Annotated in this window: 20 protein-coding genes and 1 tRNA gene; 6 read left to right on the top strand and 15 right to left on the bottom strand. The window is 65.2% G+C overall.

Features of this window, described 5'->3' with window-relative positions; all coding sequences use genetic code 11:
* Positions 1–22: 22 nt before the first annotated feature.
* From Q8R61_RS12300 to Q8R61_RS12255, 10 genes are all read right to left on the bottom strand, one after another.
* The gene (locus Q8R61_RS12300; RefSeq protein WP_305537650.1) at positions 23–742 is read right to left on the bottom strand and encodes a bifunctional 2-polyprenyl-6-hydroxyphenol methylase/3-demethylubiquinol 3-O-methyltransferase UbiG; all 720 of its coding nucleotides are present in this window, start codon (positions 740–742) and stop codon (positions 23–25) included.
* On the bottom strand, positions 739–1,560 hold the full coding sequence (locus tag Q8R61_RS12295) for a polysaccharide deacetylase family protein (RefSeq protein ID WP_371133619.1): 822 nt from the start codon (positions 1,558–1,560) through the stop codon (positions 739–741). The genes Q8R61_RS12300 and Q8R61_RS12295 overlap by 4 nt, the downstream gene beginning before the upstream one ends.
* On the bottom strand, positions 1,557–3,899 hold the full coding sequence (locus Q8R61_RS12290) for an MMPL family transporter (protein ID WP_305537648.1): 2,343 nt from the start codon (positions 3,897–3,899) through the stop codon (positions 1,557–1,559). The genes Q8R61_RS12295 and Q8R61_RS12290 overlap by 4 nt, the downstream gene beginning before the upstream one ends.
* The gene (locus tag Q8R61_RS12285) at positions 3,896–4,489 is read right to left on the bottom strand and encodes a LolA-related protein (protein WP_305537646.1); all 594 of its coding nucleotides are present in this window, start codon (positions 4,487–4,489) and stop codon (positions 3,896–3,898) included. The genes Q8R61_RS12290 and Q8R61_RS12285 overlap by 4 nt, the downstream gene beginning before the upstream one ends.
* Positions 4,486–5,424: an acyl-CoA synthetase gene (locus Q8R61_RS12280; protein WP_305537644.1), complete on the bottom strand. Its 939-nt coding sequence runs from the start codon at positions 5,422–5,424 to the stop codon at positions 4,486–4,488. The genes Q8R61_RS12285 and Q8R61_RS12280 overlap by 4 nt, the downstream gene beginning before the upstream one ends.
* Positions 5,421–5,750, bottom strand: coding sequence for a hypothetical protein (locus Q8R61_RS12275; protein ID WP_305537642.1), 330 nt, complete (start codon positions 5,748–5,750; stop codon positions 5,421–5,423). Before Q8R61_RS12275 ends, Q8R61_RS12280 begins: the two co-directional genes overlap by 4 nt.
* The gene (locus tag Q8R61_RS12270; protein ID WP_305537640.1) at positions 5,747–7,108 is read right to left on the bottom strand and encodes an AMP-binding protein; all 1,362 of its coding nucleotides are present in this window, start codon (positions 7,106–7,108) and stop codon (positions 5,747–5,749) included. Before Q8R61_RS12270 ends, Q8R61_RS12275 begins: the two co-directional genes overlap by 4 nt.
* Before the next feature lie 18 nt (positions 7,109–7,126).
* Positions 7,127–7,804, bottom strand: coding sequence for a hypothetical protein (locus Q8R61_RS12265; protein WP_305537638.1), 678 nt, complete (start codon positions 7,802–7,804; stop codon positions 7,127–7,129).
* Entirely contained in the window at positions 7,804–8,073 is a 270-nt protein-coding gene (locus tag Q8R61_RS12260) for a phosphopantetheine-binding protein (protein WP_305537636.1), read from the bottom strand. Before Q8R61_RS12260 ends, Q8R61_RS12265 begins: the two co-directional genes overlap by 1 nt.
* A 99-nt stretch (positions 8,074–8,172) precedes the next feature.
* Positions 8,173–8,790, bottom strand: a complete 618-nt coding sequence (locus Q8R61_RS12255) for a hypothetical protein (protein ID WP_305537634.1) — start codon at positions 8,788–8,790, stop codon at positions 8,173–8,175.
* Positions 8,791–8,964: 174 nt separating this feature from the next.
* On the opposite strand from Q8R61_RS12255, the gene rpsU reads away from it, so the two are divergent.
* The 6 genes from rpsU to slmA all read left to right on the top strand — a co-directional run bounded on the left by rpsU (position 8,965) and on the right by slmA (position 14,183).
* On the top strand, positions 8,965–9,177 hold the full coding sequence (rpsU, locus tag Q8R61_RS12250; RefSeq protein ID WP_018078141.1) for a 30S ribosomal protein S21: 213 nt from the start codon (positions 8,965–8,967) through the stop codon (positions 9,175–9,177).
* A 30-nt stretch (positions 9,178–9,207) separates the two neighbouring features.
* A complete protein-coding gene (locus Q8R61_RS12245) occupies positions 9,208–9,654 on the top strand; it encodes a GatB/YqeY domain-containing protein (RefSeq protein ID WP_305537627.1) in 447 nt (148 codons plus the stop codon).
* A gap of 51 nt (positions 9,655–9,705) precedes the next feature.
* The gene (dnaG, locus tag Q8R61_RS12240; RefSeq protein ID WP_305537625.1) at positions 9,706–11,400 is read left to right on the top strand and encodes a DNA primase; all 1,695 of its coding nucleotides are present in this window, start codon (positions 9,706–9,708) and stop codon (positions 11,398–11,400) included.
* Positions 11,401–11,565: 165 nt separating this feature from the next.
* Positions 11,566–13,437 (top strand): RNA polymerase sigma factor RpoD, encoded by a 1,872-nt coding sequence (gene rpoD / locus Q8R61_RS12235; RefSeq protein WP_305537745.1) that lies wholly within the window; start codon positions 11,566–11,568, stop codon positions 13,435–13,437.
* Positions 13,438–13,474: 37 nt separating this feature from the next.
* Positions 13,475–13,551 (top strand) — tRNA-Ile (locus Q8R61_RS12230).
* 47 nt (positions 13,552–13,598) lie between these two features.
* Positions 13,599–14,183: a nucleoid occlusion factor SlmA gene (gene slmA / locus Q8R61_RS12225; protein WP_305537623.1), complete on the top strand. Its 585-nt coding sequence runs from the start codon at positions 13,599–13,601 to the stop codon at positions 14,181–14,183.
* Here slmA and Q8R61_RS12220 read toward each other — a convergent pair.
* The 5 genes from Q8R61_RS12220 to gpmI form a co-directional block, all read right to left on the bottom strand.
* Positions 14,180–14,938 carry a molybdopterin-synthase adenylyltransferase MoeB gene (locus Q8R61_RS12220; protein ID WP_305537619.1) on the bottom strand — a complete coding sequence of 253 codons (759 nt, stop codon included), beginning with the start codon at positions 14,936–14,938 and terminating at the stop codon, positions 14,180–14,182. The genes slmA and Q8R61_RS12220 overlap by 4 nt on opposite strands.
* A gap of 13 nt (positions 14,939–14,951) precedes the next feature.
* Positions 14,952–15,347 (bottom strand): hypothetical protein, encoded by a 396-nt coding sequence (locus Q8R61_RS12215; RefSeq protein WP_305537617.1) that lies wholly within the window; start codon positions 15,345–15,347, stop codon positions 14,952–14,954.
* 68 nt (positions 15,348–15,415) lie between these two features.
* Positions 15,416–16,816, bottom strand: a complete 1,401-nt coding sequence (locus tag Q8R61_RS12210; protein WP_305537616.1) for a S41 family peptidase — start codon at positions 16,814–16,816, stop codon at positions 15,416–15,418.
* Between the two features lies 1 nt (position 16,817).
* Positions 16,818–18,059: a murein hydrolase activator EnvC gene (locus Q8R61_RS12205; RefSeq protein ID WP_305537615.1), complete on the bottom strand. Its 1,242-nt coding sequence runs from the start codon at positions 18,057–18,059 to the stop codon at positions 16,818–16,820.
* Between the two features lie 29 nt (positions 18,060–18,088).
* Positions 18,089–19,630, bottom strand: a complete 1,542-nt coding sequence (gene gpmI / locus Q8R61_RS12200) for a 2,3-bisphosphoglycerate-independent phosphoglycerate mutase (protein ID WP_305537613.1) — start codon at positions 19,628–19,630, stop codon at positions 18,089–18,091.
* Positions 19,631–19,705: the final 75 nt, after the last annotated feature.

The following is a 19,705-nucleotide window of genomic DNA, read 5'->3' as shown; positions in this document are numbered from 1 at the left end:
TGGAGGAATTCGCCGGCGGATTTTAGCCCAGCCGGGCAATCAGCATGACATTGGCGAACGGCAGGCCGCCGTTCATGCCGGCGGTCTCGACGCGGAAGCCGAGTGACTCCAGCACCCGCTTCCATTCACTCAGCGGACGACCATGGGTGGGCGGCAGACCGTTGCCGCGGAAGAAGGCGACGGTGCGATCAACCCAGTTGCTGAGCTTGAAGGCGATGCCGGCGCCGGCATCGCCGACCCGGGTGATGAACAGCCCGTTGGCCGGCAAGGCGGCGCGCACCCGGCGTAACACGTCGTCCTGCGCCGGGAGGTCGACGTAGTGCAGCACATCCATGATCACCACGACGTCAGCCTGGCCGAAGTCCACCTGGCGCATGTCGCCCTGCTCAAAGCGGGCCGGCGCACCGAGGGCGCTCTGCGCACGCTGGATGTCGCTCGCCAGCAAATCGACGCCGCGGATGTCCGTCGGCTGTCCGGGGGCTGGCCAGCCGGTTAGCCACTCCCCGGCCTCGTAGCTTTGACGGGCGGCCAGCAACCAGGCCGCGAGCAGGCCTTGGCCGCAACCCAGATCGAGGATGCGCGCCTGGTCGGGTATTAGGCCACGTTCGAGCAGGCTCAGAAACATCGGGTCGCCGCCGAGTTTGCCGCGGGCGAAGTGGTAGGCGAAACGCCCCGCGGCGCGGTAGCGCGCGCTGGCAAGGTCGACGAGGCGCTGGCGAAGCGTGGACGGACTGAGGTTCATGAGGCAGGGGAGGAAAGCGTGGAACGGAGCGTGACGCTGTGCAGACCTTGCGCCTGTGCAGCGTCAAGCACCTGCGGCAGCACTGCCAGGATGACCGGCGTGCCGTCGGCGGTGCGCGCGGCGTGGCCATCGTGCAGCAGCAGGATGTCGCCAGCCGTGAACTGTCGGACGAGGCGCCGGGCCACCTTGTCGGCATCGCCGCAGCGGGTGTCGAAGCCGCGCCGGGTCCAACTCGCCAGCGTGAGGCCGCGGCGCGCCAGCACATGGTCGAGAAAGGGATTGCGCAGCCCGGCAGTGGGACGGAAGAACAGCGGCGGCTGGCCGCTGATGCGGTTCAGGGTGTCTTGCCCGGCGTCGATTTCCCGTGCCATGCGGCCGGGGCCGAAGAGGGAAAAGTGGTGATAGTGGTGCTGGCTGTGGTTTTCCACGGCGTGCCCGCGGCGGACGATCTCGCGGCACAGCTCGGGATAACGTTCGGCCTGCGTGCCGATGCAGAAGAAGCTCGCGCGCGCCTGGTAGCGGTCGAGCAGGTCGAGCACCTGCGGCGTCACTGTGGGATCAGGGCCGTCGTCGATGGTGATCGCGATCTGGCCCGCCCCGGTCGCGGCCTCGGGCAGCCGCAGCCAGTTGGGGCCGAGGGCCCGGCTGCGCGGCCACAGGCCGACGGCGGTGAGCAGCAGGTGATTGGCAACCAGAATGCCCAGCCATGCAAGCCACTGCGCGGGGTGCCAAAGCAGCAGCCCCAGCACGCCGAGGTGCAGCGCGAACGTCAGCCAGAGCAGCGGTGTCGGGCGCCAGCGGCGGGGCATCGGTGTCATGGACGGCGCGCCAGGATGGCGGAAAACAGCAGCGCAAGGAGGGCGCCGGGGCCAACGGTCATGCCGATGGCGTTGAGCACCGGCACGCTGGACAGGCCGAGCAGGCCGAAACCGGCGACGGTGGTGGTGACCGCCAGCAGCATCGATGCCAGGGTGCGCGGCGCGATGTGGCCCTCGGCGGCGGCGCGGTCGAAGAACAGGGCGTAGTTGGAGCCGACCGCCACGATCAGCAGCATGCCCACCAGGTGCAGGATGATCAGCGGCTGGCCGGCCAGGACCAGCCCGGCAACGACCACCGCCACGGCCATGACCAGCGGCAGGCTGATGCGCAGGACGCGGGCCGGCGAACGGGTGGCGAAGAGCAGCAGGCCGACGATGGCGACCAGACCCGCCAGCGACAGCAGCAGGGCCTCCTGCAGATAGTCGGCGTAGAGACGATCCGATTCACGCTTGATGTCGATGAAATACACGCCGACAAGTCCCGTCGCGGCGAGTGCGGCACGTACCGTGTCCGCATCGATACGCTGGTCGGCATCGGGCAGCGCGCGCAGCGGCAGCAGCGCGGTCCAGTGCCCGTTTGTCTCGGTCAGCAGGGCATCCACGCCCTGCGCCAGCGTGCTGCCCTCGATGTCGGCGCGGGTCAGCGGTGCGCGCTGGCGCGCGGCCGCCACGTCGGCAAGAAAAGGTTCGAAGCGCTCGGCCCGCACCGGCAACTCGGCCAGGGCCGCCTGGAAACGCCGGCGCAGTTCGACTGCTTCGGGCAGGCTGGCCAGCCGCTGCTGCTGCGTGGTGATGCTGGGCAGGTAGGTGGCGGGACTTTCGAAGCCCTGGATGACGCCGGCCTCGACCAGACCCTGCAACTGCTGGCCAACCTGCTCGCTGGCGGCCAGCGCCGCCTGCGCCCCGGCGGCGGACACCACCACCATGTAGCCCACGTCAGGCGCGCCGAGATCGGCGCGCATCGCCATGTCGACGGCCTGATCGGCGGCCGGCACCGGGCTCAGCGCTGCCAGCTCTTCGTTCCACATGCCCTCGCGCTGCGTGGCCAGCACCACGATCGCCGCCAGGAATAGGCCGATCAGCGGCCAGCGCAGTCGGCTCAGAGCGGGCAGCCCGCCCTGCAGGCGCGTGCCGAAGGCCGAGACGTCGCGGATGCGCAAGGTCGACGGCAGCAGATGCGGCAGCACGAAGCGAGTGACGATGGCGGCGGTGGCGAGACCGGCGATAGCAAACAGACCAAGTTGGGCGAGCCCGGGGAAGCCCGAAAACAGCAGCGAGGCGAAGCCGAATACCGACGTGAGCACGCCGAGGCGAATGGTCGGCCAGAAGGTCCCCACCCAATTGGACGGGGCCTGCCCGCTGGCCGCGCTCGCGCGCTCGGACTGCATCAGGAGATAGATGGCGTAATCCACCGCCTCCCCCATCAGGGCGATGCCGAAGCCCAGGGTGGCGCCGTGGATCGTGCCGAAGCCCAGACTCACGGCGGCCGCCCCGGCCAGTGCGCCGGTGAGCACCGGCAGCAGGCCGAGCAGCAGGGCGGTCGGCGAACGATAGACCGCCAGCAGCAAGCTGATGATGATCAGCGTGCCGAGTCCGGACAGCATGGCGACTTCACTCTTGATGGTGGCGCGCGCTTCGACCGAGAAGGGGCCGGGGCCGGTGAGGACAAGCTGCAGGCCGGCCGGCGCACTGGCCTGAAACGCCGCGCGAATGGCCTCCACTGCGCGCTCCTGGCCGTCGGTGTCGGACCCCTCGGCGCGGGTGCGCGCCAGCAGCAGGGCGCGCGCCCCATCGCGCGAGGCCCACACCCCGTCGATTACATTCGGCTGGCTTGCCCCGCCGATGGCATCGAGGATCTGCATGAATTCGCCGGTCGGGTCGTGCGGCAGCAGGGCTTTTTCGAGTAGGCCGGTCGAGGTGGCCAGCAGGTCGATGCTATCGGCCACCGCGAGTTCCAGCCCTTCGACGCTGAAGCGCTCGGGGCTGACCGCCGGGCTCAGCAGGTAGCGGTTATCGAACAGCAGCTGGCGGTCGTGGTCCAGCCCGATGGTTTCGCCGTTGGCGGTGTGCAGAAACTGCGGATCGGTGCGCAGCCGCGCGGCCAGAGCCTGCGAGGCCTGGGCGCGCTGGGCGGCGCTGCCACCTTCGATGCCGATCAGGATCAGGCGCGAGCCGATACCGGATTTGAGCTGATCGACCAGCAACTGCTGTTCCGCAGTGGGGGCGCGCGGCAGGAAGGCGGAAAGGTCGGCGGTAAAACTGGCGCGGCCGACCAGCACGATACAGACGGCAACCAAGGCCAGCCACACGGCAACGGCGATGCGGCCCCGCCGGGTCATGGCGCCTCGACTTTCTGGATGCGCATCAGCGAACGGTCGCCGTCGGCCTGCAGGATCTCGACCCTGTGCACCGCATCCCGGATCCCCTCCATCCGGATGCGCTCGATGACGGCGCCTACCTTGGGGTCGAGCGGGGTCAGCGCCAGGGTCCAGCTGGCCTGGCTGCCTTCAAGCGCCAGGCGGTAGACCCGCTCCAGCGCCTGGCGGTCACCGGCCAGGGTGGCGCGGATGCTCTCGATCATGCCGGCCACTTCCGGATAGTCCTTGAGCTGCAGCACGTGCTTGCGGCGGCCGCGTTCCAGCGTGAGGGTGTCGCCGTCGAGCACCATGGACTCGCGTCTCGGCTTCAGCGTGCGCTTTTCCAGGCGCGACGGCGCGATGAACAGCAGTTCGCCGGAAGACTCGACCGGCTGGTCGAGGATGGCCAGGTATTTGGTCTCGGTGAACGTCGCCGCGCCTTGCGGATGCTGCGCCAGGCTGTCCATGAGCTGGCCGATGGAGAACGGCGCGGCCTGCGAAGCGTGGCTGCAAAGCAGCACCAGCCCCGCCAGCCAGGCCCATCGGGAACGGCGTCGCGCGCAGCGGCTCATGGGCGCTCGCCCTTGGCGCGCCAGAAGTCGAAGAAGTTGAACCAGTTGTAGGGCGCGGCGCGGCAATGGCGCGCCAGGCTGACGGCGTAGGCCCGCACTGCGGCCTCGATGGCGACATTCCGCCCCGGACGCTCCACCGCGCTGAAATCGGCCAGGCGCTCGAAATGGATGGCGTAGCGATTGCCGCCGAGGTAGAGCCCGCTCATGAACAGCACGGGGCGCTTCAGCATCGCCGCCAGGCGCATGGGGCCGAGCGGAAACTCGGCGTCCACACCAAGGAAAGGGACGCGCAGCGTCGGATCGCTGCCGAGCGTGCGGTCGCCCAGCACGCCGAGCACCATGCCCTCGTCCAGGCAGGCCTGCACCCGCAGCATCGAGTCGAGTTGCCCCAGCGGGATGATGTCCTGCACCGCCGCCGGATTGATGGCGGCGAGCGCGGCATTGAGCTTGCGGGCGTTTTCCTCGTACATGACCATCGCCACCCGGAGGCCGGGCTGCTGGCGGCCGATGGCGCGCACCGCCTCGAAGCTGCCCATGTGCGCGCCCATCAGGATGGCGCCACGCCCGGCCGCCAGCACGTCCTGGATGACGTCCTCGCCGTGCACCTCCACCTCGAACAGGTCGAAGCGCGCATTGAGCATGAACACCCGGTCATGGATGGTGGAAGCGAAACTGTGAAAGTGCCGGTACAGGTCGGCAAAGCTCGGTTCCCGCTCCAGCGCCCGGCGCAGGTAGGCACGCGAAGCCGCCTTGGCGGCAGGGGCAAAAAGCAGGAAGTAGAAACTGATGCCGGCCAGCACGACCCGGGCGGGGGCGCGCCCCAGACGCAGGGAGATCCAGGTCATCAGGCGCAGCATGGCCTGGTTGCTGCGTTCCGGCCGGACTGCCCATTCCGCGTGCGGCGCGGTCGGACGCGATAGGTCCGGCGTGTTCATGCCGCAACCGCTTGAGAAAAAACCACGCTGCCGCTGGCCACAACGCGCTCGGCACCAGGGCTATCTCCACAGCGGAGTTCAAAGCGGAAACCGCCGGCCGGCGATTCGGTGTATTGCAGACCCAGAACCTCGCCCGGCTGAACCGGACTATGGAACTTCACCGACTTCAGTTGCCAGACCGCGTCCGCCCTATCCAGCTGCACCGCCAGCGCATGCAGGGTTTCATCCAGCAGCACGACCCCGGGCAGGATCGGCTGGTCGGGAAAATGGCCGGCATAGGCGGGATGATCGGCAGCGACGGCCAAGGGCAGGACGTGTTCACTCATGCCGTCACCCCGCTTGCAGCCTGGGCCTGCAAGCTCGCCAGCAAATCCTCGGTGATCTGGCCGGGAAGCTTGCCGGTGGCGTTGCGCGGCAGGGCTTCGACGAGCAGCAGGGGACGTGGCAGAAAGACCGGGTCGATGCGCTCGCGCAGCGCCTGGGTCAGCGCGGCCGGGGTCAGCCCGGGGGCGACCACCAGGGCGGTGAGGCGGCCGACGCGATCCGGACCGTCCTCGCGAGGCAGCAGGAAGACGCCGTCCTGCACACCGGGAATGGCGTTCAATTGATGGTTGAGATAGGCCAGCGAAGTGCGCTTGCCGGCGATGTTGACCAGGTCGGCATGCCGCCCATGCAGCAGGAAGGTGGTCGCCACCGGGCCGTCGCCGATCAATTCGATGACATCAGTGAGGACGGTCGGGCTGTCGATGTGTCCACCTTCGGCCCAGAGGACCTGCCCTTCGCGGCGCAGGCGAACCGCCGGCAGGGTGTGCCATTCAGCACCAGCCGTGGTGCGACGCGAGGCGAGCTGCCCGGTCTCGGTGCAGCCGTAGATTTCGTGGAGCGGCGCGCCGAAACGGGACTCGGCTTCACGCGCCAGGTCCGGCGACAGCGGCGCGGTGGCCGAAAGCAACTGGTCGACCGCCGACAGCGCGGCCTGCTCCGCGAGCAGGGCGCGCAGGTGGTAGGGGGTGGTGACCAGCACGCTCGGGCGCGGCAGGGCCGCCAGGGCCGCGCAGATGTCCGCCGGGTAGAACGGACGCCCGGCATGCAGCGCGGCACCGCTTTGGAGCGGCATCAGGACCGTCGATTCCAGGCCGTACATATGCTGTGGCGGAACCGTGCCGAGGATGGCATAACCCGCACCGATACCCAGGCGTTCCGCCTCGGCCTGCACGTTGCGCACCAGGCTCCCCCAGCGCTTGAGATGTGGCAGCGGCGCGCCGGTGGAACCGGAAGTAAAGACCTGGACGACAATCTGCGCGCAATCGATCTTGGGAATGGCCGGGTTGTCCGCGGGCAGCGGCATCGACCCGGGATAACGGAAAGTGGGCAGATCAACGCCGCCCTCATCCCTGTCCACGATGCAGAACACATCCGGCGCGATGTCCTGCATCTGCCGGACCATCTCCGGAGTGTGGGTGGAGGGCAGCAGGCTGACCCGGCCAGTAACGATACAGGCCGCCAGGGCGACGGTGAAATGGTAGCGGTCGGCGCACACGTTGAGCACATGACGCCCGGGCGGCAATTGGCTGGCGACCTGCCCGACCTCGCCCAGAAACTGCCGCGCGCTGACCGGCGTGCCGCCGCGCCAGGCCACGACGGCATCGAGGTCACGATGGGCGATGAGCGGCAGGGTCGACATGAGTGGAGCGCAGACAGCCTAACGGGTGTCGGACGAGGCGCCCGGACGCACCGCCGGTGTTTTCCAGTAGGCGCGCACGCCGTCCATGATGCTGTGCTGCTTCTGGTGCGGCAGCTTGCGCCGGCGCACCGCATATTCGACGATGAACATCAGCAGGATCAGCGGGAAGGACAGGAAGTTGGCGAAAACCGACCAGGTCTCGATACTGGCCAGGAAGAATAAAGCGCTGGAAATCAGGCTGATCGACAGCAGGAGCAGCGCCCACGCCAGCGTGACCTGGCGCGAGTAGCGGACTTCCTCCGGCGTAAGGCTGCCGTGGACCACTTCGGCAAAACGGGTGCACAAGGCTTGCCGTCCGTTTGCCAGGGTGACGCCGAACACGGTGGCCAGCATGGCATAGGTGCCGGCGTGCTGAAGGAAATAGACCCAGCTGAAATTGCGCTCCAGTGCGCCCCAGAAGCCCCACAGCAGCAGGCCTGCGCCCACACACATCGGCACCATGATCCGTCGCATGGGCGAACGCCAGGTCAGCCAGAGCAGGATGGCCAAAGCAGGCGCCAGTGCGACCGCCACGCCCAGTGACGGCATGGTGATCGCCGCCGCGGTGGCGGTGCTGTAATGGGCCAGCACGGGATAAGCGATGGCCCCGGCGGCGATGGCAATCCAGCGGATCGCACGTACCAGGGTCGAGGTCATTATTTTGTCCTGTTTGCCGCGATGTGCCGCGTCAGGCTGGAGAGGGAACTGAAGATGCTGACGTTGTCGGCATTGTCGGCGCGCAACTGGAAACCGTAATGCTTGGATACCACCAGGGCCACCTCCAGGATGTCGATGGAATCGAGGCCGAGCCCCTCGCCGTACAGAGGGGCGTCAGCCCGGATCTCGTCCGGACCGATGTCGAGATTGAGCGCCGAGACGATGAGACCGGCGACTTCGTTTTGTAATTCCAGATTGGCTTCGAGCATGACAACTTCACAACAAAAATGGCTGGGCCACCCCGCGGGTGCAGGATGGACGCCCATTATATTCGGTATGCACGGCTTCCAGCCCGAACACGGACTGGTTCATTCCGCCTTGCGGTACACCATGCGGGCGTGGGTGGCCGAGTCGGTGGCGATTTCCTTGATGCGGCCGTTCTTGCCCCAGATCACGCGATACGGCTCGAAGCTGGAAGCCCAGTAGTTCCAGACCGACGCCTCCAGCGACACCGTCTCGTCCCGTTGGGGATAGCCCACGGCAATAATCGTCTGCTCCTGGGTCATGCCGGTCACCACCTGGCCGAAGCGGATGGCATCACGCACTTCAGCGGGGTATTTGGCGATTTTCGCCTTGGGATCTTCGGCAAGGATCAGTTTCTCGGCGAACTGCTCCAGCGTTTCCTGCGCGCGCCCGTAATCCAGACCGATGCGCATCGGCTTGTCGTCGATGTCCACATGCAGGCGATGGCGACCATAGCCTTTCAGCTTGATCCGCGAGCCTGCGGGAATGAAGGGCAATGCGCCAAAATTGGAATCGCTGATCCAGTCGCCCTCATAGTGCAGGTTGCAGCACGTAAACCCCTCGAGCAATGGCGCCTCATTGGTCTTGTTCAATCCGAAAAAGTCGAAAGCCTGGGCCTGGGAAATCCCCAGCAGCACGGTAAGCGCAGCGATCGCGGCATTGAATTTATTGATGTTTTTCATCCAACTCCCCCTTGTGACCTACTTTGAACCTGCTCAAGCCCCTTCTGAAAGTGCCAGCCAGCCCACCTGGAATAGCGCCGACGCAGGATGGGACTGGAAAAAACTTCGGGGGCTTGCTATTATTCTCGTTTTTCCAGTTCACAGGAAGCTTCGCCGGAAGCCCATTGCATCTATATGCCTCACGTTAAAGTCAAAGAAAACGAGCCGTTCGACGTCGCCCTGCGCCGCTTCAAGCGTTCCATCGAAAAAGTCGGTCTGCTCACCGAACTGCGCGCCCGCGAGTTCTACGAGAAGCCCACCGCCGAGCGCAAGCGCAAACTCGCCGCCGCGGTCAAGCGCCAGAGCAAGCGCCTGCGCGGCCAGCAACTCCCCCCCAAGATGTATTGATTCTGCGTCCACGCAGAATCACGCCTTCCCATGTCGCTCAAGGCACGCGTCACTGACGACATGAAGACGGCCATGCGCGCCAAGGACACGGCGCGCCTCGGCACGATTCGTCTGCTGCTCGCCGCGATCAAGCAGCGCGAAGTCGACGAACGGATCGAACTGGACGACGCTGCCGTCAGCAGCATCGTCGAAAAACTCATCAAGCAGCGCAAGGATTCGATCAGCCAGTTCCAGGCTGCCGGCCGGGACGACCTGGTGGCGGCGGAGCAGGCCGAACTCGTCGTGCTGCAAGCCTACCTGCCCGAACAGCTCTCCGCCGCCGAGGTCGAGGCTGCAGTCGTTGCGGCCATTGCCGAATCCGGCGCAGCCAGCGCGAAGGACATGGGCAAGGTGATGGGCCTGCTGAAACCCCGCCTCGCCGGCCGTGCCGACATGGGGCAGGTTTCCGCGCTGATCAAAGCCCGTCTCGCCGGCTGATTCGAGTCCACTGCCCGGCCCGCGCACGCCCGGGTTTATCATGCTGCAACCATGATTCCGCGTGACTTCATCGACACCCTGCTTGCCCGCGTCGACATCGTCGACGTCATCGACCGGCGCGTGCCGCTGAAGAAAGCCGGCCAGAACTACCAGGCCTGCTGTCCCTTCCACAGCGAAAAAACCCCCTCCTTCACGGTCAGCCCGACCAAGCAGTTCTACCACTGCTTCGGCTGCGGCGCGCACGGCACCGCGCTCGGTTTCCTGATGGAATACGAGCACATGAGCTTTCCCGACGCAGTCGGCGCGCTGGCGCAGGATGTTGGCCTGCCGGTGCCCGAATCCGGCGAGCCCGATCGCCCCAGGCCGCCGCCCGCGCTGTGGGACGCGCTGGAGCAGGCCGCGCAGCTTTACAAAAAACAGCTGAAGCAGACGCCCAAGGCGATCGATTATCTGAAACAGCGCGGCCTGACCGGCGTCATCGCCGCGCGCTACGGCATCGGCTACGCGCCGGACGGTTCGCCGCTGAAGCAGGTCTTTGCCGACTACACGGCCGACGCGCTGGCCGCGTCGGGCCTTGTCATCGACGGCGACCGCGGACGCTACGACCGGTTTCGCGACCGCATCATGTTCCCCATTCGCAATATCAAAGGACAGATCGTCGGCTTTGGCGGGCGCGTACTCGACCAGGGCGAGCCGAAATACCTCAACTCACCGGAAACCCCGCTGTTCCATAAAGGTTCGGAGTTGTACGGCCTGTTCGAGGCGCGCGCTGCGATCAAGGCGGCCGGGCGTGCCATCGTGGTCGAAGGCTACATGGACGTGGTCGCGCTGGCGCAGCACGGGGTGGAGTTTGCCGTCGCCGCGCTGGGGACCGCCACCACGCCGATTCATGTGCGCACCCTGCTGCGACATACCGACCGTCTGGTCTATGCTTTCGATGGCGACAATGCGGGCCGCAAGGCCGCTTGGCGCGCGCTGGAGAACTCGCTGGAAGCGCTGCAGGACGGCAAGGAAGTCAGTTTCCTGTTTCTGCCCGAGGGCGAGGACCCCGACAGCTATATCCGTACTCACGGCCAGGCGGCTTTTCTGCACCTGCTCGACAGCGACACGGTGCCGCTGTCGGCGTTTCTGATCCGCGAGCTGGCGCGTGATCGCAAGTTGGACAGCCAGGAAGGCCGCGCCGCGCTGATCAAGGATGCCAAGCCGCTGCTGGATAAAATTGCCGCGCCGCTGCTGGCCAGCCTGATTCGTCGCCAGGTCGCTGATCTGGCCCACCTGCAGGCCGATGAACTCGGCCTGGTGGGCGTCAAGCCCGGCGCCAGCCGCCGGGCTCCGCCCCGACCGCAGCGCCGCCCGGCACCCTCGCGCGTGCGCAGCCTGGCCCGCACGCTGCTGATGAATCCGCAACGCGTCGGCGAAGTCGACACCTGCTGGCTGGATGCCAACGATCCGCTGAGCAGCCGCATGGGTGAACTGATGGCCTGGTTGCAGGATGTCGGGCAGCTCAGTCTGCCCGCTATTGCGGAAGCGGCGCGCGGCAGCACGCTGGAACCGCTGGTTGATGAACTGATGGTCGATTTGCTCGACAAAGATGACAGCTGGGACTGGAATGCGGAATTCGACGGCGCAGTGAAGCAACTGCGTGACGACTGGCAGCGTCGCCGCTGGCAGGAACTGGCCACCCGCCCCCTTGGCAGTCTGAGCGAAAGCGAACGGCGCGAACTGACCGAACTGGCACGGTCCTAGCTTGCCAGAAACGTCGAGACAACGCCGGCCTTTACGGTATAATTGCCGGTTTTTGAACGATTTTTTCTGCCGCGTGCGGTTCATGCGGGGCAGTACCTGAGCGGAGAATAACCTGTGGCTGTACGTGGAAGAAAACCGGGGAGCGGCGCCAAAAAAAGTGAAGCCCTGCTCCCGCTTAAAGAGCTCACGCCGGTCGAGGCCGAAGCGCGCCGCACCCAGCTGAAGAACCTGATCATCCTGGGCAAGGAACGCGGCTTTCTGACCTACGCCGAAATCAACGACCACCTGCCCGATGAAGTGCTGGACGCCGACCAGATCGAAGGCGTGATCAGCATGATCAACGACATGGGTATCCAGGTCTACGACGAGGCGCCGGATGCCGAAACCCTGCTGATGCAGGACGCCACCCCCGCCGTCGCCGACGAGGACGTGGTGGCCGAGGCCGAGCAGGCGTTGACCACGGTCGATTCCGAATTTGGCCGCACCACCGACCCGGTGCGCATGTACATGCGCGAAATGGGCTCGGTCGACCTGCTGACCCGCGAGGGCGAAATCGAGATCGCCAAACGCATCGAGGAAGGCCTGCGCCACATGGTGCAGGCGATCTCGTCGTGCCCGCTCACCATCCAGCAGATTCTGGACATGGCGGCGCAGGTCGAAAAGGATGAGTTGCGCATCGACGAACTGATCGACGGTTTTGTCGAAGTCGAAGCCGAAGCCGCGGCCGCCGAGGAGGAAACCGAAGCCGAAGCCGACGACACCGAGGACGACGAGGACGACGAAGACGCCACCGCTGCCGTGGCCGCCGCCAATCTTGCACAATTGAAGACCGAGGCGCTGGCGCAGTTCGATTACATCCGCAAGGCCTACAAAAAGGCGCAAACCGCCCACACCAAGTACGGTCTCGGCACGCCCCAGCACATGAAGGCACAGTCCGAAGTCACCGAGCTGCTGATGGCCTTCCGCTTTTCGGTGCGCCAGGTCGACCGTCTGTGCGACCAGATCCGCACGGCGGTAGAAGAAGTGCGCTCGCACGAGCGCAAGATCATGGAGTTCTGCGTCACCCGCTCGGGCATGCCACGTGCGCATTTCATCAAGGCCTTCCCCGGCAACGAAACCAATCTGGCCTGGCTGGACAAGGAAATCGCCGCCAAGAAAGCCTATTGCTCGACGCTCGCCAAGGTGCAGTACGAGGTCAAGGCCCACCAGGAGGCGCTGATCGCGATGCAGGACCGTGTCGGTCTGCCGATCAAGAACCTGAAGGACGTAAACAAACAGATGTCCACCGGCGAAGCCAAGGCGCGCCGCGCCAAGCGCGAGATGATCGAGGCCAACCTGCGTCTGGTGATCTCGATCGCCAAGAAATATACCAACCGCGGCCTGCAGTTCCTCGACCTGATCCAGGAAGGCAACATCGGCCTGATGAAGGCAGTGGAAAAATTCGAATACCGCCGCGGCTACAAGTTCTCGACCTATGCCACCTGGTGGATCCGTCAGGCGATCACGCGTTCGATCGCCGACCAGGCGCGCACCATCCGCATCCCGGTGCACATGATCGAAACCATCAACAAGATGAACCGCATCAGCCGCCAGATCCTGCAGGAGACCGGCGTCGAGCCCGATCCGGCCACGCTGGCGGAAAAGATGGAAATGCCGGAAGACAAGATCCGCAAGATCATGAAAATCGCCAAGGAGCCGATCTCGATGGAAACGCCGATCGGCGACGACGAGGATTCGCATCTGGGCGATTTCATCGAGGATTCCAGCACGCTGTCGCCCGACGACTCCGCGATCTATGCCAACCTGCGCGACGCCACCCGCGAAGTGCTGGACAGCCTGACCTCGCGCGAGGCCAAGGTGCTGCGGATGCGCTTCGGCATCGAAATGAACACTGACCACACGCTGGAAGAAGTCGGCAAGCAGTTCGACGTGACGCGCGAGCGGATTCGCCAGATCGAGGCCAAGGCCCTGCGCAAGCTGCGCCACCCGACCCGTTCCGAAAAGCTGAAAAGCTTTACCGGCAGCGGCGAACTGTAAGCGCCCTGCCCCGCTTGCGCGGGGCAGTTTCGTTTTCGGGTCTGTAGCTCAGCTGGTTAGAGCAGGGGACTCATAATCCCTTGGTCCACGGTTCAAGTCCGTGCAGACCCACCAAACATCGCCGATAATCATCACCCATAAAAACATAAGAGGGAGCACTGATGGAAGGGGAAGCCAGAAAACCGGGCGAGCGCCGCCTGCAGATCCTGCAGACGCTTGCTGCAATGCTGCAGGAACCCCAGGCCGAGAAAATCACCACGGCCGCGCTGGCCGCGCGCATCGGCGTGTCGGAAGCGGCACTGTATCGGCATTTTTCCAGCAAGGCGCAGATGTATGAAGGACTGATCGAGTTCATCGAGCAGACGCTGTTCGGGCTGATCGCGCGCATCACCGCCGACACGCCCTCGCCCTCGGCGCAGGTCGAGGCGATTGTCGCCATGCTGCTGAATTTTGCGGCTAAGAATCCGGGTATGACGCGGGTGCTGATCGGCGACGCGCTGGTGCACGAAAACGAACGCCTGCAAAAGCGCATCAACCAGCTGCACGACCGCATCGAGGCACAGTTGCGGCAATGCCTGCGTCTGGGCGACGACAAGCAGGCAGCGCTCAGCGGACCGCTGGCCAATCTGCTGCAATGCGTGGTGGTGGGGCGCTGGCACCAGTTCGCCAAGAGCGGTTTCACCCGCGCGCCAGGGGGCGACATCGACCTGCTGCTGGCGCGTCTGCTCGACGTGCACGCCGCCTAAGGCAGCGCTGTACACACCGGGCAAGCCGGGTCGCGCGGGACCCGCATCACACGGGCCTCGGCCCCCAGGCCATCCCATAACAGCAGCCGGCCCACCAACGAGGTGCCCGCGCCGGTCAGATATTTCAGCGCTTCCAGCGCCTGCATCGCACCGATGATGCCGACCAGCGGCGCGATCACGCCGGCCTCAGCGCAACGCACCTCGGGCTCGGCGGTCTGGTCGGGAAACAGGCAGTGATAGCACGGGCTCGCGGCGTTGCCCGCGGCGAACACCGCCAGTTGCCCTGAAAAGCCGATCGCCGCGCCCGACACCAAGGGTTTTTTCAGCGCCACACAGGCGCGATTGACCGCGTGCCGGGTAACGAAATTGTCCGAGGCGTCGACCACCAGATCGACCGCCGCCACCGCATTCCGCAAAGCGTCTCCGCTCAGCGCCTCGCACAGGGGCTGCACGTCGATTTCGGGATTGACCGCGCGCACGCTGCGCGCCAAGGAGTCGGCCTTGTTGGCGCCGATCGATGCAGTGGCATGTCCGATCTGGCGCTGCAGATTGGTCAGGTCAACCGTATCGCCATCGGCCAGCAACAGGCGGCCGACGCCGGCTGCACCCAGATAGAGCGCGGCAGGGCAGCCCAGACCGCCGGCGCCGACAACCAACACGGCCGCGTCGGCGATGCGCGTCTGCCCATCCACGCCGATCTCGGGCAGCAGGATGTGCCGGCTGTAGCGCAGCAGTTGGTTGTCGTTCAGTTCCATGATCGGACGCAGGCTATTTGTAGCTGCGCCACTCTTCCGGGGTGTCGTCGCGGTCGCCGTGCAGATGGCGTTCATAGACCTTCATGAAGGCCTGCTGGGATTTGATGTCCGGCTCGTTGGCCTCGACATTGCGCCGCTGGACGCTTTCGCAGAAATACGCCAGCGCACGCCTGAGCTTGCTGACCAGGCTGTTGTCGAGATGGAATCCCTGGCTCGACAGGGCGGTTTCGAGACTTTCCAGGGTGTATTCGCAGAGGTGATAACGCACCTGCAGCCGAAGACCGTCCGGATTCAGCGTCACCGACAGGCCATCGAGGCCTTCGAGCAGGACCCGCGCGCGTTCCGCCTGCCCCGCAGGCAGGGCGTGGAACACGATTTCGCGGTCTTTCTCGAGGTCACATGGACGCATGACACACCTGACAGGCGGAGTTGGTCACAGTATAGCGCGGCGCCGGGCAGGGCACCGCGCTGCCGTCGTCAGCGGTTTTGCAGAATCTGCAGGCCCTTCAGCAGGTTCAGCGCCTGGTTCACCTGGAAGTCGTTTTTCGAGACGATTTCACCCGGCTCCAGCGTCAGCGGCTTCCTTTCCTGGCCCGGCTCGGCGGCAGGCGCCTTGATGACGTTGTTGGACTTGCCGGGAAGCGCGTCACCCTCGGTGGAATTGAGCAGATGCCGGTCGAGATCGGCCTCGCGAATGTTGATCCCATCTTCCTCGGAAGGCATGTTCGGGTCTTCCACCAGGATATCCGGCTCGATGCCCTTGGCCTGGATGGAGCGTCCGCCCGGCGTGTAGTAACGCGCCGTGGTGAGCTTGATCGCGGTGCCGTTGCCAAGCGGCAGAATGGTCTGCACCGAGCCCTTGCCAAACGTGCGCGTGCCCATCACGACGGCGCGCTTGTGGTCCTGCAGCGCGCCCGCCACGATCTCGGACGCCGACGCCGAGCCGCTGTTGACCAGCACCACCATCGGCACATCCTTCACGCCGGGCGGCAGGCCCTTCAGATAGTCCATCTGCATCGGGCGCAGGTAATGCTCGCGACTGGCCGTCAGCCGCATCTTGGCGTCTTCGCTGCGGCCTTCGGTGTACACCACCAGGCTGTCCGGCTTGAGGAAGGCTGCGCTCACCGCCACCGCGCCATTCAGCAGACCGCCCGGATCGTTGCGCAGATCCAGCACCAGCCCTTTCAGCGGCGCCTTGTTGTCCTTGTACAGCTTGTCCAGGGCCTGGGCCAGCAGGTCGCCGGTATGCTCCTGGAACTGGGTCACGCGCACATAGCCGTAGCCATTGTCGAGCAGCGCGGACTTGACGCTGCGAATCTTGATGACGGCACGCGTCAGGGTCAGCACGATGGGCTTGTCGACGCCCTTGCGCGAAATCGTGAGCTTGATCGGCGAGCCCGGCTTGCCGCGCATCCGCTTCACCGCGTCGTTCAGCGTCATGCCCTTCACCGGCGTGTCGTCCAGCTTGATGATCAGATCGCCGGGCTTGACGCCGGCTTTGAAGGCCGGCGTATCCTCGATCGGCGAAACCACCTTGACGAAGCCGTCTTCCATGCCGACCTCGATGCCCAGGCCGCCGAACTCGCCCTGCGTGCCGACCTGCAGATCCTTGAAACTCTCGACATCGAGATAGGCCGAGTGCGGGTCCAGCCCGGTCAGCATGCCGTTGATCGCCTCGGTGATGAGCTTCTTGTCCTCGACCGGCTCGACGTAATCGCTCTTGATGCGGGCGAACACATCGGTGAAGGCGCGCAGTTCCTCGATCGGCAACGCGGTGTCAGCGTCCTTGTTGGCAATGGCCGACAGGTTGACCGTCAGCGCCGCGCCGGCCATCAGACCGGCCAGACCGACGAGGATAAATTTCGCCTTGTGTGTCATCTCATTTCACCCACAGGAGGGGATTAACAGGACGGCTTTGATGCCGCATTTCAAAATACAGACCGGTGTCGGATTGGCCGCCACTGTTGCCGACCGTGGCGATGGCGTCACCGGGCTGCACCCGGTCGCCCACCTGCTTATACAGACTTTCATTATTGCTGTACAGGCTCATGTAGCCCTCTCCGTGGTCGACGATAATCAGGTTGCCGAAGCCGCGCAGCCACTCGGAAAACACCACCTGACCGGCCGCGATCGCCTTCACCACGGTTCCTTCGGCGGCACGGATGAACAGGCCTTTCCAATTCACCCCGCCGCCTTCTCTCGGAGCACCGAAGCGGTTCATCAGTTCCCCTGGGACCGGCAGGCGCAGCGAACCCTTCAGGCCCGAGAATGGCCGGCCGCTGCGAAACGCCACCGGCGTTTCGGTATTCACTGCCACCGGTTTGCGCGTCTGGCCGGTCTGGCCGGCCTGGCGTTTGGCCTGCTGGGCCGCGCGCGCACGCGCTGCCGCTTCGCGTGCAGCCTGCTGCGCCATCAGCCGATTCAGCCGTTCCACCAATTGGGTCAGATTGCGCTCGTCGCGCTGCAAAGTGGTGATCTCTCGACGCTGCTGCTGGATTTGCACCGACAGTTTCTGCAAGACCTGCTCGCGCGCGCGCTTGTCGGCCAGCAGCTGTTTCTGTTCGGCTTCGCGCGCGGCCTGCAATTGCGACAACTGGTCGGTCTTCTGCGCGGCCGCCTCCCGCAACGCAAGCAGCTGTGCCTGATCCGCACGCAGCGCATCGATCATGTCGTGCTGCGCGCGCGACAGATGGGCCAGGTAGCGCAGCTCGCGCGCGGTCTGGTTGGGATCGGCGCCGTCGAGGATGCGTTTCAGCACCCCGCCCTGGCCGCGCTGATGGGCACCCTTGAGCGCCTGCGCGAGGTGATTCTGCTGCTGGCGGATGCGTGCCGCCACGGCATCCGCCTGCTCCGTCAGCGCCTGCACATCGTGCTGGGTGCGCTGCCGCTCGGTGTCGAGCTGGCGCAACTGGCTCACCGCGGCACTGATCGCCTGTTCGGACTCGCGCAGCTCGTCGACTGCTTCCTTGCGGTGCGCCTGCGTGCTGCGAAACTCCTGCTGCAGGGTCTGCAGCCGGCGCTTCAGCGCATCGAGTTCGGATTTCTTGAGATCGGCCTGGTTGGCAGCGGCAGACAAGGGCCAGGCCAGCGCCAAGAGGACGAGGTAGGTTCGGATGTTCACCCGGTTGAGCTTACCCCAGCGGCCCCGGTTCACTCGAATTGAACGAGGGCTTCGCCGGTCATCTCGGGTGGTTGCGGCAGTCCCATCATCTTCAGCAGGGTGGGGCTGATGTCTTCCAGCGCGCCGGTTTCCGCCAGCGTGGCGCGACCCCGTCCTATATAAATCAGCGGCACCAGGTTCATCGTGTGCGCCGTGTGCGCCTGCCCGGTTTCGACGTCACGCATCAGCTCGGCGTTGCCGTGGTCGGCGGTCACCAGCAGCTCGCCTCCGCGCGCCAGTTGGGCTTCCACCACCCGGCCGAGGCAGGTGTCGACGGTTTCGATCGCCTTGATCGCGGCCTGCAGGTCGCCGGTATGCCCCACCATGTCCGGGTTGGCGAAGTTGCAGACGATGAGGTCGTACTGCTTGCTGGCTATCGCCGCAACCAGCTTGTCGGTCACCTCGAAGGCGCTCATTTCGGGCTTGAGGTCGTAGGTCGCCACGTCGGGCGAAGGCACCAGCACGCGATCCTCGCCAGGGAAGGACACTTCCTCGCCACCGTTGAAGAAGAAGGTGACGTGCGGGTATTTCTCGGTTTCGGCGATGCGCAACTGACGCAGGCCGAGTTGGGCGACGTATTCGCCAATGCCGTTCTTGATGCGCTCGGGCGGAAACGCCACCGACACGATGAAATCGTCGCTGTAGCCGGTCAGCGTGCAATAGGTGGCCAGTCGCGGCGTGACTTCGCGCTCGAACTCGCTGAAATCGGGCTCGATGAACGGACGCGACAGCTGGCGTGCCCGGTCCGACCGGAAGTTGAGGAAAATCACCGAGTCGCCATCTTCCATTTTCACCGGCTTGCCGCCGGGTGGCAGCAGGGCGGTCGCCTTGACGAACTCGTCGGTCTCGCCGCGCGCATAGGCCGCTTCCAGTCCGGCCTGCGGGTTTTCCGCCATGAAGTCGGCGTGACCCTGGGTCAGCAGGTCGTAAGCAGATTTCACCCGCTGCCAGCGGCGGTCGCGGTCCATCGCGTAATAGCGACCGATCATCGAAGCGATATGACCGACGCCGGCCTGCTCGATCTTGTCGGTCAGGCGCCGCAAATAGAGCTCGGCGCTCTTCGGCGGCGTGTCGCGGCCATCGAGAAACACATGCAGGCACACCTTGCGCAAGCCCTCGCGCACGGCCAGGTCGAGCAGCGCGTGGAAATGCGATTCGTGGCTGTGCACCCCGCCATCCGACAGCAGGCCCAGCACGTGCAGGGTCTTGTCGTTGTCGCGCGCCAGATGCACGGCATTGAGCAGCGCGGGGTTGGTATAGAAATAGCCGGACTCGATCGCGCGGTCGATGCGGGTGAATTCCTGGTAAACCACGCGGCCCGCACCGATGTTCAGATGCCCCACCTCGGAGTTGCCCATCTGCCCCTTGGGCAGCCCCACCTCGGATTCAGACGCGTGGATCAGGGTATGCGGGTGCTGCTTCCACAACCGGTCCCAGTTGGGCTTGGTGGCCTGCGCAATCGCGTTGTCGGCGCGTTCAGCGCGGCAACCAAAACCGTCGAGGATGATAAGGAGAACCGGCGTGGTCTTCATTCAAAAAAATAATATTGGCTGACTTGATTTTGTGGGATTATTTTAATATATGCCTGATTGCTTATCTATATGCAG

The organism is Thiobacillus sp. (assembly GCF_030696885.1).
Classification (GTDB): Bacteria; Pseudomonadota; Gammaproteobacteria; order Burkholderiales; family Thiobacillaceae; genus Thiobacillus.
The sequence above is the reverse complement of the archived record's forward strand: the minus strand, read 5'-3'. Positions and strand labels throughout refer to the sequence as shown.